Genomic DNA, 14,170 nt, shown 5'->3' with positions numbered 1-14,170 from the left:
CCCCTGACCTTGACCGTGAACCTTGAATGGCGTTCTAAGTTCTTGAATGGCATTCAAGATGCGCGCTGGACCGGGACGCCGTCAAGACCCTGTCCGGGATAAGGTCGGGCCAGGAAGATCAGGAAGGCGGACCGGTGGCGGGAGCGGCACGGCGGCGCGACGGGCAGATCGCCCAGGAGCGGATGCTGGAGGAGGCCATGGCGGCGATCGCCGAGGACGGGCTGGCCGCGCTCACGATGTCCGCGCTCGCCGAGCGCCTCGGCACCAGCGGCGGCCACATCCTCTACTACTTCGGCAGCAAGGACCGGCTCCTGCTGGAGGCCCTGCGCTGGAGCGAGGACCAACTGGCGGCCGAGCGCAGCGCCCTGATGGCCCGTCGGGTCGCCGCCCCGCGCAAGCTCGCGCTCTTCGTCGAGCTGTACCTGCCGCGCGGCCCGCGCGATCCGCGCTGGACCCTGTGGATCGAGCTGTGGGCCCGTACGGCCTCCAACGAACCCCTGCGCGCCGCCCAGCAGGAGATCGACGACGGCTGGCAGCGCGACCTCGAAGCCCTGCTCGCCAAGGGCGTGGAGCAGGGCCGCTTCGCCCCGGTGGACGTGCCGGCGCGGGCGTCCGAGCTGCTCGCCCTGCTGGACGGCCTGAGCACCCGGGTGGTCCTCGGCCAGCCCGGCGCGGACCGCTCGACGGCCCTGGTCCGCGCCCACTCGGCGGCCTCGGCCCTGGTCCCGGCCCCGCTCCGGGTCCCGCCCGGGTAGTGCCCGGGTCCCGCCCGGGTAGTGCCCGGGTAGTGCCGGGGCCCGGTGGCGCCGCGACCGGGGACGCGGTCGGCCCGCCCGGGCCTCGACGGCCGGACGGGCTGCCCGCGTCCTCGGCGGACGGTCGCGGGGGCGGTGTCACTCCTGTCCGGCGGGCGCCTCCCGCTCCCGGGCGGCCGCGGCCGTGCCGTAGTACGCCTGCCGCATCAGCTGCTGCATGTCGTCGATCATCGGCATCCGCGGGTTGGCGGGGGCGCACTGGTCGGCGTAGGCGTTCATCGCCTGGTCCGGCAGGGCTTCGATGAAAGCCCGCTCGTCCACGCCCTCCTCGGCGAAGGAGGCGGGGATGCCGCACCGGGCGCGCAGCTCCTCCACGGCCCGGGCATAGGACTCCACGCCCTCGGCTGCCGTGGCGGCCGGCAGGCCCAGCATCCCGGCGATCTCCTGGAAGCGTTCGGGGGCCCGGTAGACCTCGGCCTTGGGCCAGGGGGTGGCCTTGTGGGAGACCGTGCCGTTGTAGCGGATCACGTGCGGCAGCAGGATGGCGTTGGCGCGGCCGTGGGCGACCCCGAAGGTGTTGCCCAGGGTGTGCGCCATGGCGTGCACCAGGCCCAGGAAGGCGTTGGCGAAGGCCATGCCCGCCACCGTCGAGGCGTTGTGCATCTTCTCGCGGGCCTCGGGGTCGTTGGGGCCGTCGACCACGCACCGCCGGAGGTTCGCGAAGATCAGCTTGATCGCCTGGAGGCAGAGCCCGTCGGTGTAGTCGTTGGCGTACGCGGACACGTACGCCTCGGTGGCGTGGGTCAGGGCGTCGAACCCGGAGTCGGCGGTCACGGTGGGCGGCAGCCCCATGGACAGGACCGGGTCGACGATGGCCACGTCCGGGGTCAGCGCGTAGTCGGCGAGCGGGTACTTCCGGGCGGCGGCCGGGTCGGAGATGACGGCGAACGGGGTCACCTCGGAGCCGGTGCCGGAGGTGGTCGGGACGGCGACCATCCTGGCCTTCTCGCCGAGCCGGGGGAAGGTGTAGGCGCGCTTGCGGACGTCGAAGAACTTCTCCCTGGCGTCGGCGAACTCGACCTCCGGCCGCTCGTACATCAGCCACATGATCTTCGCGGCGTCCATCGGGGAGCCGCCGCCGAGGCCGATGACCGTGTCGGGCCGGAACTCGCGCATCAGCGCGGCGCCCGCCCGGACGGTGGCCAGCTCCGGGTTGGGCTCGACACCGTCGATGACCTGGACGGCCACGGAGCCGGCGCGGGCCTGGAGGATGTCGGTGACCTTCTGCACGAAGCCGAGGGCGACCATCGTCGTGTCGGTGACGATCGAGACGCGGTTGATGCCCTCCATCTCGCCGAGGTAGCGCAGGGAGTTGCGCTCGAAGTAGATCTTCGGCGGGACCTTGAACCACTGCATGTTGTTGTTGCGGCGTCCGATCCGCTTGATGTTGACCAGGTTGACCGCGGTGACGTTGCCGGAGACCGCGTTGTGCCCGTAGGAGCCGCAGCCGAGGGTGAGGGAGGGGAGGAAGGCGTTGTAGACGTCGCCGATGCCGCCGAAGGTGGACGGGGAGTTGGCGATGACGCGGACCGCCTTGACCCTGCGGCCGAACTCCTCGACGAGCTGCCCGTCCTCGGCGTGGATGGCGGCGCTGTGGCCCAGCCCGTGGAACTCGACCATGGCCGCCGCCAGTTCGAGTCCGTGGGCGGTGTCGGTGGCCTTCAGCGCGGCCAGGACCGGGGAGAGCTTCTCACGGGTGAGCGGCTCGCCCTCGCCGACCTCGCTGCACTCGGCGAGGAGGAGGGAGGTGCCGTCGGGGACGGTGAAGCCGGCCTGTTCGGCGATCCACTGCGGGGAGCGGCCGACGACGGCCGCGTTGAGCTTGGCTCCGGCGCAGTCGGCCGCGTGGGCCGTCGTGCCGAAGACGAACTCCTCCAGCTTGGCCTTCTCGGCGGCGGTGACCACGTGGGCGCCGAGCCGCCGGAACTCCGCCAGGCCCTGCTCGTAGATCTCCGCGTCGAGGATGACGGCCTGCTCGGAGGCGCAGACCATGCCGTGGTCGAAGGCCTTGGAGAGCACGATGTCGTGGACCGCGCGGCCGAGCTTCGCGCTCTTGTGGACGTACGCCGGGACATTGCCGGCGCCGACGCCCAGCGCGGGCTTCCCGCAGGAGTAGGCGGCCTTGACCATGGCATTGCCGCCGGTGGCGAGGATGGTGGAGACGCCGGGGTGGTTCATCAGGGCGCCGGTGGCCGCCATGGAGGGGGCACTCACCCACTGCACGCAGTCCTCCGGGGCGCCGGCCGCCACGGCGGCGTCCCGCACGATGCGGGCGGCCTCGGCGGAGCAGTCCTGCGCGGAGGGGTGGAAGGCGAAGATGATCGGGTTGCGGGTCTTCAGGGCGATCAGCGCCTTGAAGACCGTGGTGGAGGTCGGGTTGGTGACGGAGGTCATCGCGCAGACGACCCCGACGGGCTCGGCCAGCTCGGTGATGCCGTTCAGTTCGTCGCGGCGGATGACGCCCGCGGTCTTCAGCCCGCGCATCGAGTTCACCACGTGTTCGCAGGCGAAGAGGTTCTTGACCGCCTTGTCCTCGAAGACGCCCCGGCCGGTTTCCTCGACGGCCCGCCTCGCCAGGTCGCCGTGCCTGCTCAGGGCCGCCAGCGAGGCCTTGTTGACGATGTGGTCGACCTGCTCCTGGGTGAACGTCTCGAAGCGGCCGAGCGCCGTGAGCGCCCTGTGGACCAGTCCGTCCACCATCTCGTTGGCCTGCATGGCAGGAACTCCTTCATTTCGACCCCGGACCGAACCGGCGACCCGTTTTCCTGATGCCTCAATTCGACACCCGAAAGCGGAAGCGATGGCGCCGAAAAAGCCCCTTACGGGCAGGCCGAAGGTCCGGCTCCCTGCCGCCACTCCCCCGTCACACCCCTTCTGACCTGCATGGAGAGACAGTGACCAAAGACCCCTGTGAGCTTGTGAAAACTTTCACAAGAATTCCGCGCGAAGTGCGCCCTACCGCGCTCCTCCCCCAGCGCGCACAATCACCGTGACGACCCGTGCCGACGGTGAGGGAGGGAACGCGTGCGCAGTCAGGTGCGCGCCGCGGACGGACGCACTCTGATGGTGGAGCGCTGGGGCGACCCCGACGGCAGACCGGTCTTCCTGCTCCACGGCATGCCCGGCAGCCGTCTGGGCCCCGCCCCCCGGGGCATGGTCCTGTACCAGCGCCGGATGCAGCTCATCGCCTACGACCGGCCCGGATACGGCGGATCCGACCGCCATCCCGGCCGCAGCGTCGCCGACGTGGCGCAGGACGTGGCCGCCGTCGCGGACGCCCTGGGTCTGGACGCGTTCGCCGTCGCCGGCCGCTCCGGCGGCGCGCCGGGCGCCCTGGCCTGCGCCGCCCTGCTCCCCGACCGGGTCACCCGGACCGCCGCCATGGTGGGGCTGGCCCCCCGGGACGCGGAGGACCTGGACTGGTTCGCCGGCATGGCCGCCTCGAACGTACGGGAGTACACCGCCGCCAGCGACGACCCCGAGGGCCTGGAGGCCCGGCTGATCCCGCGTGCGGCGGGCATCCGCAAGGACCCCGGCCGGCTCCTGGACGAGCTGCGCCGGGAGTTGACCGACAACGACCGCATGATCGTCTCCGACGCCGGGCTGCGGTCGATGCTCCTGCGCAACTACAGCGAGGGGCTGCGCCGGTCGGCCTACGGCTGGATCGACGACGTCCTGGCCTTCAGCCGGCCCTGGGGGTTCGACCCCGCCGACATCCGCTGCCCGGTGCTGATCTGGCACGGGGAGCTGGACGTGTTCTCCCCCGTGGGCCACTCCCGCTGGCTGGCCCGCCGCATCCCGGGCGCCACCACCACCATCGACCCCGCCGCCGCGCACTTCGCGGCCCTGCGCGCCCTGCCCGACGTCCTCAACTGGCTGCTCCGCGAACTACCCGCCCCCGACCTCCCCGAACAGCAGCCCGTCTAGTGCGGTGACCGGAAAGGTGTGCCGGGCCGCGGTGTCCGGTGCGGTGCATCGCACGGCGGAGGGCCACGTCCCGTGCCGGACGTACGGGCGTGGTCCGACAAGGCCGCGAGGCGCCGCGCCGGGCCCCGCGACCCGGTGAACCTTTCCGGTCACCGCACCAGGCCGTCTTTCTCGACCCGGGCCCTCCTGGCCGCAGTTGAGCGTTTCCCGACGCGCTCCGCCGCCCCGGCGGCCCGCGCCCCGCGCGCCCTCCGCGGCCGTCCGGCCCGGCGGGTCCGCGGCCCGGCCGGGCGGGGCGGCCGGGCGGGGCGGCCGGGCCGAGGGCCGCGCCCCTGCATCCTGCGAGGTCAGCGAGGGGTGCCCGGACCGGGGGCCGCGCCCTCACCGCCCGGTGGCGCCCGTCGCCGGGCCGCCCTCGGTAAAAAGGATCTTGCCGTCCGGCAAACGGCCGAATCCACCACCCCGGGAAATGCGCCGCGCTTTCCCTAGAACGCTTGACCAGGCGTCATGTCTCGGTTGCCAATGGGGTGTGGCCGAGTAAAGTCCACGCTTGACAGCAGCGCGCCGTTTGTTGTCATTCACATGCCCATTCCCCATGGCCCCCTCAAGGACGGTGTCGTGAACACTTCCGCAGCCCCCGCGACCAGCACGGTCAAGGTCCGCCGGACCCCGCTCGACCAGATCGACGTCCGCAGCACCTCCGCGGCCGCCCGGCTCGGCCGCGTACTGCCGAGGGAATCCGGCCGTTCGGTGCAGGCGCCGATCTTCAACTCTGCTCTCTGACACCGGAGTACCCGCTCTAGACTGTGTGAAATGACCGGCCTGATCGCTTTCCGCGAGATCGTCCTGAAAGTTCACAGCAGATGCGATCTTGCTTGTGATCATTGCTACGTCTACGAACACGCAGATCAGAGCTGGCGAGCCCGACCGAAGGTGATCTCCCCCGAGGTGATCTCCCAGACCGCGTCGCGGCTCGCCGCACATGCCCGTGACCATGCACTCCCCTCCGTCACGGTGATCTTCCACGGAGGGGAACCCCTGCTGGCCGGGACCGACCGGCTCCGCCTCGTGTGCGAGGAGTTCACCCGCGCGCTCGCCGGGACCGCCGCACTCGACCTGCGGATCCACACCAACGGCCTCCAGCTCGGCACCCGCCACCTCGACCTGTTCGACGAGTTCGGGGTCCGGGTCGGCATCTCCCTGGACGGGGACCGCGCCGCCAACGACCGCCACCGCCGCTTCGCGGACGGCCGTACGAGCCACCCGCTGGTCCTGGCCGCCGTGGACCTGCTGCGCTCCGCGCCCTACCGCCACCTCTACCAGGGCCTGCTGTGCACCGTGGACGTGGCCAACGACCCGGTCGCCGTACTCGACGCGCTGGTCGCCCTCGAACCGCCCCGCGTGGACTTCCTGCTCCCCCACGCGACCTGGGAGACCCCTCCGGTCCGGCCCGACGGCGTCCCCGACGCGTACGCCCGCTGGCTGCTGCGCGTCTTCGACCACTGGGAGCGCCGGGGGCGGCCCGTTCCCGTGCGGCTCTTCGAGTCCCTGCTCTCCACCCTGCGCGGCGGCCCGAGCCTGACCGAGTCCCTGGGGCTCGCGCCCACCGACCTCGTCGTGGTGGAGACCGACGGGACCCTGGAGCAGGTGGACTCCCTCAAGAGCGCCTTCGAAGGGGCCGCCGCGACCGGCTTCAACGTCTTCGACCACACCTTCGACCAGGTCGCCGCCCACCCGGGGGTCCGGGCCCGGCAGCTGGGCCTGGCCGGGGTCAGCGGCACGTGCCGCCGGTGCCCCGTCGTACGTTCGTGCGGGGGCGGGCTCTACACGCACCGCTACAAGGCCGACGGCAGCGCCGGCGGGAGCTTCGACAACCCCTCCGTGTACTGCGCCGACCTGCGCGAGCTGGTGGACGGGGTCGAGGGCCGGACCGGCCCCCGCGAGACCGCCCCCGAGCTCGCCGACCCGGCCGTACTCGCCCGCAGCCAGCAGGAGCTGACCCGGGTCCTGCTGGCCCGGCTCCACCAGGACCTCGCCCCGGAGCCGGGCTGGGCCAGGGCCTGGGAGCTGCTGGCGGCGGTGGAACGGGCCGGGGAGGCCGGCGAGGCCGCCCTGGACCGCGTACTGGACCACCCCTTCACCCGGACCTGGGTCCTGGCCGCCCTGGACGCCCTGCAGGAGGGCCGGCGCAGCCCCGCCGCCGAGGGGCAGGGCGCCGCCCGCAGGCTGACCGCGCTGGCCGCCGCGGCCGTGCTGCGCGGCGGGCTGGACCTGCCCGCCGAGGTGGTCTACCGGGACGGCGAGGTGTACCTGCCGACGCTCGGCCTGCTGCGGCTCGGGGAGCCCGGCACGGACGGCCGGGCCGCGCTGCGCGCCACCGGGGACGGGTACGCGGTCCGCGACGGCCGTGCGGAGCACCGCTTCGGGCCGGCGGCGGGGGACGCCCGCTGGCAGCCCGTACGGACCTGGTCGCCCGGCCCGGACGCGGCCCCGGTGGCGCTGGAGGACCTCGACCCGCACCGCAACTGCTTCGCCCGCCCGCCCCGGCTGCGGCTCGGCGCCGGGGAGGCCGGGGAGTGGCGGGCCCGGCTGGACGCCGCCTGGGGCCTGCTGCACGGGGCGGTGCCGGGCTTCGCCCGGGTGGCGGCCGCCGGACTGACCACCCTGACCCCCCTGGCGGGCGGCCCGCGCGCCGGCGGCTGGGGCGAGGCGGGCCGGCACGGGCCCGGAGCCCTCGGGGTGCCCTATGCGGCGGGGGTGCCGGAGACGGCGCTGGCCCTGCTGACCGGCGGCCGGCGGGCCCGGCTGCAGGCGCTGACGGAGGTGGCCGACCTCTACGCCCTCGACGGGCAGTGGGAGCACCCCTCGCCGTGGCGGCAGAACCCGGTCCCGGTGTCGCGGCTGCTGGCCGACGTCCACGAGCGGGTGGCGGTGGAGGCGTACCGGCGGGCCACGGCGGCCCCCGGGCCGGCCGGGTCCGACCTGATCCACCAGGCCCTCGACCGGCTCTCCGGGGCGGCGGAGCTGACGAGCACCGGCAAGCGGCTGGTGGCGGAGCTGCGCTGGGAACTGAAGGCGGTCGACGCGTGACCCCCCGGCCCGGCCCGGCAGCCTCCGGGCCCGTCCCGCCCGGAGCCGTACCCGCCGCGGGCGGTCCGCGCGCCGCGGGTGCCCTGTCGCTGGCCGTGCACCTGCGCCTGCTGGGGGTCCGCCCCGGGATGCGGCTGCTGGTGCACGCCGCCCTTGCCGGGACCGGGCTGCGGGCCCAGACGCTGCGCCAGGCCCTGACGGGCGTTCTGGGGCCGCGCGGCACCCTGGTGGTCCCCGCCTTCACCCCCGAGAACTCGCGCACCTCCAGCGCCCATCTGGCGCGGATCGCCGGCCTGTCCGCGGCCGAGGTGCGGGCCTTCCGCGAGCGGATGCCCGCCTTCGACCCGGCGCGCACCCCGAGCCAGGGGATGGGGGCCTTCGCCGAGGCGGTCCGCACCGCGCCGGGCGCCGCGCGCAGCGCCCACCCGCAGACCTCTTTCGCCGCGCTCGGGCAGGACGCCGAACGGCTCTGTTCCGGTCACCGGACGGAAAGCCATCTGGGTGAGGAGACACCCCTGGGAAAGCTGTGCTGGGAGGGAGGCCAGGTACTCATGATCAATGTGGGTTTCTCGGTCTGCACCGCTTTCCATCTCGCGGAGTATCGAATTCCGAAGCCCCCCTTGCGCATGTACGAGTGTGTGGTGAAGGTGAACCATCCGGGGGATCATCCGGGGGATCGGTGCGGGCGCCGTCAGGGGGGAGAGTGGACCGCATACGAGGACGTCGCACTGGACGACAGTGATTTTGCGGAGATCGGCCGGACGTTCCCGGATGAGCGGATGCGCAGGGGGCGGGTGGGAGGGGCGGCGGCCATGCTCTTCCCGATCCCGGACGCGGTCGACCACGCCCTGGAATGGATGACCGAAAACAGACGCTGATTGACTGAACGATGAGGGGATGTGGCGGAGCAGCTCCGGAATGATGTTTCTTCGCTCGCATCTTCGGGACGGGGGTCGTGTGCCCGCATCAGTGCAGCCGTATTTTTTTCTCAGTTATGCGCATACACCGAGGTTCGGGGCCGGGGGGCCCGACCCCGACATGTGGGTCGAGCGCCTCTTCCGCGACCTCTGCAGTCATGTCATGGCGCTGACGGATCTGCCCGCCGGATCCGACGCGGGGTTCATGGACCGGGAGATACGCAGCGGCGAGGGCTGGTCGGAACGGCTCGGGGCGGCGCTTGCCACCTGCCGGGTCTTCGTCCCGCTGTTCTCGCCGCGCTACTTCGCCAGTGAGATGTGCGGCAAGGAGTGGTTCGCCTTCAACCAGCGCATCATCCAGAAGAGCGCCGTCAGCAACGAACCCGCGGAGGCCATCGTGCCCGCCCTGTGGGTGCCCGTCCCGCCCTCCCAACTGCCCGGACCCGCCGAGCGGCTGCAGTTCAACCACAACACCTTCGGCGAGCGCTACGTCACCGACGGCCTGTACGGCCTGATCAAACTGCGCGGCTACGCCGAGCAGTACGAGCGGGCCGTGTACGAACTCGCCAAGCGCATCGTCCGCGTCGCCGAGTCCGTCCGCCTGGAGTCCACCCGGCCGGTGGACTACCGGGTCGTGCCGAGCGCCTTCGGCTCACCGGGCGGCGCGGCCCGCACCCTCCACGTCACCGTGGCCGCCGCCTCCCGGCACGAGCTGCCCGAGGGCCGCAGCCCCGAGTACTACGGGGACAGCGCGCTGGAGTGGAACCCGTACCACCCGGTCTCGCAGCGGCCCGTCGCCGCGGTGGCCGAGGACCTGGTCCGCTCGCTCAACTACCGCACGACGATGGCCTCCTTCGACGACGAGGCCGGGCACTTCGAGAGCAAGCTGCCGCCGACGCGGCCGGAGATCCTGATCGTCGACCGGTGGGCGGTGGAGGACGAGCAGCGCCGCCTGCGCCTGGCCGCCTTCGACCAGGAGTCCCGGCCCTGGATCAACGTGGTCGTGCCCTGGAACCGCTACGACCATCAGAGCCGGGCGAAGGAGGCCGAACTGGTCCGGCGGCTGGAGGAGACCCTTCCGGTGAAGATGGGCCAGGGCCGGGCCGCCTGCCGGGCCGCCGCCAACGGGGTCGCCAACATGGAGACCCTGGGGCAGATCCTGCCGCAGGTGGTCGAGGCCGCTGCCCAGCAGTTCCTCCGGCACGCACAGGTGTACCTCCCCGCGGGCAACGCCCAGATCGAACGGCCCCGGCTGCTGGGGCCGATGGGGATGGGCGGGCCGCCCGCTCCGCCGCCCGCCCCCTTCCCGCCCGACGCGCAGCGGGCGCACACCGACAGGAACGACAGCACCGCCAGCGACAGCAGCAACGACACCGACCGGGGGGACGCGGATGACAGCGAGTCGTGACAGCCGGGACAGCGGTGACGGACGCATCGTCACCTTCTACTCGTACAAGGGCGGCACGGGCCGCACCATGGCGCTGGCCAACACCGCCTGGATCCTGGCCGCCAACGGCCGGCGGGTGCTCGCCGTGGACTGGGACCTGGAGGCCCCGGGCCTGCACCGCTTCTTCCACCCCTTCCTGGACCCCTCCACCCTGGGGGCCACCACCGGGGTCATCGACCTGATCAGCGAGTACGCGTGGGCCGCGACCAGCCCGGTGCAGCGGGCGGACGACTGGCACAGGGAGTACGCGCGGATCCAGCCGCACGCCGTCTCCCTCACCCCGGAGGCCCTCGGCTGGGAGTTCCCGGACGGCGGCACCCTCGACTTCGTCTCGGCCGGCCGGCAGAACCGCGAGTACTCCGCGACCGTCTCCACCTTCGACTGGGACAACTTCTACGACCGGCTCGGCGGCGGCCTGTTCTTCGACGCCTTACGGGCGGACATGAAGCAGAACTACGACTACGTCCTGATCGACAGCCGCACCGGCCTGTCCGACATCGCCGACATCTGCACGGTGCACCTGCCCGACGTGCTGGTCGACTGCTTCACCCTGTCCGACCAGTCCATCGACGGCGCGGCCTCCGTGGCCCGGCAGATCGACGAGCGGTTCAACGACCGCGGGATCAAGATCTACCCGGTGCCCATGCGGATCGACGAGGGCGAGAAGGAGAAGGCCGACGCGGGCCGGGCGCTGGCCCGGATCAAGTTCGACCGGTTCCCCAGCGGGCTCGTGGGCGACGAGCTCACCTCGTACTGGGGCGCCGTGGAGATCCCGTACCGGCCCTACTACGCCTACGAGGAGACCCTGGCGACCTTCGGCGACGAGGCCGGGCTCACCAACTCCCTGCTGTCCGCCTTCGAGCGGCTCACGACCGTGGTCACCGAGGGCGCGATCACCTCCATGCCGGTGATCGGCGAGGAGGTCCGGCTGCGCATCCGGGACGCCTTCACCCGGCGCCGCCCGGCACTGCCCGCCGACCTGTTCCTCTCCTACGTCGCCGAGAACCGGATGTGGGCCGACTGGATCGAGTCGGTGCTCACCCGGGCCGGCTTCCGGGTCGTCCCCAAGGACGTCTCCGCGGAGCACGCCCCGGGGACCGCCGCCGGGGACACCCTCGGCGGGGCGGGCATCAGCGTCGACACCGCCGCCCGGACCGTGGTGCTGCTCTCCAGCGCCTACCTGAAGTCGGCGCGGGCCGTGGACGTGTGGAACCGGGCCGCGGCCGAGGACCCGACCGGCGGCCGGCGCCAGCTGGTGCCGCTGCGGGTGGGCGACGTGCGGCTGGCGACGCCCTACATCGACCGCAACCCGGTGGACCTGTTCCGCCTCGACGAGGTGCATGCCACCACGGCGCTGCTGCGGGCCGTGGAGCGGCCGATGGCCCTGCCCGACAGCGTCAACAGCGCCTCCCAGCCCGGCCCCCGGTTCCCCGGGACCGTCCCGAAGATCTGGAACGCGCCGCCCCGCAACCCCGGTTTCACCGGGCGCAGCATCGTGCTGGAGCGGATGCGCGACCAGCTCGGCGGCGGCATGGCCGTGGTGCTGCCGCAGCCGCAGACGCTGTACGGCCTCGGCGGCGTCGGCAAGACCCAGGTGGCGCTGGAGTACGTGCACCGGTTCATGGCGGACTACGACCTGGTGTGGTGGATCTCCTCGGAGCAGACCGACGACGTGGTCGCGGCTCTCGCGGAGCTGGCCGTACGGCTGGGCGCGCAGACCGGCGAGGACATGTCGGCCGCCTCGCAGGAGGCGATCGACCTGCTGCGGCGGGGCGTCCCCTCCGCGCGGTGGCTGCTGGTGTTCGACAACGCCGACGACCCGGAGACCCTCAAGCGGTTCTTCCCGCCGGGCGGCCCCGGCCACGTGCTGGTGACCTCCCGCAACCAGTCCTGGTCGCAGTACGGGGACGCGCTGCCGGTGGACGTGTTCCTGCGGGAGGAGTCCATCGAGCACCTCCAGCGCCGGGCCCCCGGGCTCAGCAAGGAGGACGCCGAGCAGGTGGCCGTGGCGGTGGGCGACCTGCCGCTCGCCGTGGAGCAGGCGGGTGCCTGGATCGCGGAGACCGCGACGCCGGTGTCCGCGTACATCGAGCAGCTGGCCCAGCAGGCGGCGCGGGTGCTGGCGCTGAACCAGCCGCCCGGCTACCCCGAGCCGGTGGCCGCCACCTGGAACGTCTCCATAGAGCGGCTCCAGTCCCGTTCCCCGGCCGCCGTACGGCTGCTGCAGCTGTGCGCGTTCTTCGCTCCCGAGCCGATCTCGGCGAACCTGCTCTACAGCAAGGAGATGATCGACGCGCTGAAGCCGTACGACTCGTCCCTGCAGGAGAAGCTGGTGCTGGGCCGGGTGATCCGGGAGATCGGCCGGTTCGCGCTCGCCAAGGTCGACCAGGTCAGCAACAGCATCCAGGTGCACCGGCTGGTCCAGGCGGTGATCCGGGCGCAGTTGTCCGAGGAGGAGCAGAGCCAGGCCCGGCACGCCGTGCACCGGATCCTGGCGGGTGCCCGGCCGGACGACGACGAGCCCATAGACAACCCGGAGACCTGGCCGCGGTTCAACACGATCTGGCCGCACCTGACGCCGTCCGAGGCCCGGTACTGCAAGGAGCCGGAGACGCGCCGGCTGCTGATCGACCGGGTCCGCTACCTGTGGAAGCGCGGTGACTTCAAGGCCGCCTACGCCCTGGGCGAGGAGCTGCGCGAGGTCTGGAAGGAGACCCTGGGCGACCACGACCTGCAGTACCTGTACCTGCGCTTCCACCTGTCCAACATCCTGCGCTCGCAGGGCCGGTTCGTGGAGGCGATGGAGCTGGACGAGGGCACGCTGGAGCGGCAGCGCAATGCGCTGGGGCCCTCGCACCCGCACACGTACATGACCACCAGCGGCCTGGCCATGGACCTGGGCGCGCTCGGCCGGTACGGCGAGGCGATGGAACTGGCGACGGCCGCGCACGAGGGCTTCGGGCAGATCTTCCACGAGGCGCACCCGCGCACCCTGGCCGCGGCGAACAACCTGGCGCTGAACCTGCGCATGATCGGCCAGTACGCGCGGGCCCGGGAGATCGACCAGGAGGTCTTCGACCGGCGTACGGAGGTGCTGGGGCCGGACCACCCGTACACCCTGTCCTCCGCGCAGAACCTGGCCCGCGACCTGCGCGAGGTGGGCCGGTACGAGGACTCCGTGCAGCTGCTGAGCCGGACCTACGAGATCTACAAGCGGCAGCTGGGCCGGGCCTTCCCCGGCACGCTGTCGGCGGCGAAGAACCTGGCGGTGTCACTGCGGCGGGCGGGTGAGCTGGAGGACGCGCTGCGGCTGACGACGGCCACCCGCAACCGCTACCGGGCCAAGTACACCTCGGTCAACCCGGACCTGCTCGCCTGTGAACTGAACCTGGCCGCGGACCTGTTCGCGACCGGGGACCCGGGGGCGGCGCGGGACCTGGCGCAGGAGGTGGTGGACGAGTACATGAAGGTGCCGGGCGAGAGGCACCCGTACACCCTGGCGGCGCTGAACAACCTGGCGGTGTTCCACTGGGGCACGGGAGCGGCCGACACGGCCGATCCGCTGTTGCGGCAGGTGATCCTGCTGATGCGGGACGTGCTGGGCGACAACCACCCGCACACCATCTTCGCCCACCTGAACCTCGCCAACGCCCGGGCCGACCTGGGTGATCCGGAGGGCGCGCTGGAGCTGGAGAGGCTGTCCGTGCGGCGGCTGCGCGAGGCGCTCGGGGCGCACCATCCCGAGACCCTGGCCAGCTCGTCCAACATGGCGGTCAGCCTGGACATGATGGGCCGCAAGGAGGAGGCGGCCCGGGTGCGGGCCGAGTCGGTGAACGAGCTGACCCGGCTGCTGGGCGAGGAGCACGGTCTGACCCGCTACGCCCGCGACGAGCGGCGGGTGCACCGCGACCTGGAGCCCCTCGCCGTGTGATCCCACGACGGGCGGCCGGGGCCCCGCAGCCGCGGGGTCCCGG

8 protein-coding genes are annotated in these 14,170 nt (G+C 72.5%); 7 read left to right on the top strand and 1 reads right to left on the bottom strand.

The window, feature by feature from the left end; all coding sequences use genetic code 11:
* Window positions 1–134 precede the first annotated feature (134 nt).
* On the top strand, window positions 135–755 hold the full coding sequence (locus ACLJTM_RS26880; protein WP_411106318.1) for a TetR/AcrR family transcriptional regulator: 621 nt from the start codon (window positions 135–137) through the stop codon (window positions 753–755).
* A 138-nt stretch (window positions 756–893) separates the two neighbouring features.
* Here the strand turns inward: ACLJTM_RS26880 and adhE are convergent, their stop codons facing one another.
* Complete coding sequence (gene adhE, locus ACLJTM_RS26875; RefSeq protein ID WP_411106317.1) at window positions 894–3,530, bottom strand: bifunctional acetaldehyde-CoA/alcohol dehydrogenase; 2,637 nt, start codon at window positions 3,528–3,530, stop codon at window positions 894–896.
* 309 nt (window positions 3,531–3,839) lie between these two features.
* Between adhE and ACLJTM_RS26870 the strand changes: the two genes are divergently transcribed.
* The 6 genes from ACLJTM_RS26870 (at window position 3,840) to fxsT (ending at window position 14,127) form a co-directional block, all read left to right on the top strand.
* Window positions 3,840–4,742 carry an alpha/beta fold hydrolase gene (locus ACLJTM_RS26870; RefSeq protein WP_411106316.1) on the top strand — a complete coding sequence of 301 codons (903 nt, stop codon included), beginning with the start codon at window positions 3,840–3,842 and terminating at the stop codon, window positions 4,740–4,742.
* Between the two features lie 618 nt (window positions 4,743–5,360).
* Complete coding sequence (fxsA, locus tag ACLJTM_RS26865) at window positions 5,361–5,525, top strand: FxSxx-COOH cyclophane-containing RiPP peptide (protein ID WP_411106315.1); 165 nt, start codon at window positions 5,361–5,363, stop codon at window positions 5,523–5,525.
* Window positions 5,526–5,555: 30 nt separating this feature from the next.
* Entirely contained in the window at window positions 5,556–7,832 is a 2,277-nt protein-coding gene (gene fxsBH, locus ACLJTM_RS26860) for a radical SAM/SPASM protein FxsBH, inactivated beta-hydroxylase extension form (protein ID WP_411106314.1), read from the top strand.
* 95 nt (window positions 7,833–7,927) lie between these two features.
* Window positions 7,928–8,710, top strand: a complete 783-nt coding sequence (locus tag ACLJTM_RS26855) for an aminoglycoside N(3)-acetyltransferase (protein ID WP_411106313.1) — start codon at window positions 7,928–7,930, stop codon at window positions 8,708–8,710.
* Window positions 8,711–8,753: 43 nt separating this feature from the next.
* Complete coding sequence (locus tag ACLJTM_RS26850; RefSeq protein WP_411106632.1) at window positions 8,754–10,157, top strand: TIR-like protein FxsC; 1,404 nt, start codon at window positions 8,754–8,756, stop codon at window positions 10,155–10,157.
* On the top strand, window positions 10,141–14,127 hold the full coding sequence (gene fxsT / locus ACLJTM_RS26845) for an FxSxx-COOH system tetratricopeptide repeat protein (RefSeq protein ID WP_411106312.1): 3,987 nt from the start codon (window positions 10,141–10,143) through the stop codon (window positions 14,125–14,127). The genes ACLJTM_RS26850 and fxsT overlap by 17 nt, the downstream gene beginning before the upstream one ends.
* Window positions 14,128–14,170 lie beyond the last annotated feature (43 nt).

Origin of the sequence: Streptomyces sp. cmx-4-9 (assembly GCF_046548835.1) — a bacterium.
Lineage (GTDB): Bacteria > Actinomycetota > Actinomycetes > Streptomycetales > Streptomycetaceae > Streptomyces.
Note: the sequence above shows the minus strand (reverse complement) of the source record. Positions and strands in the feature narration are given on the sequence as shown.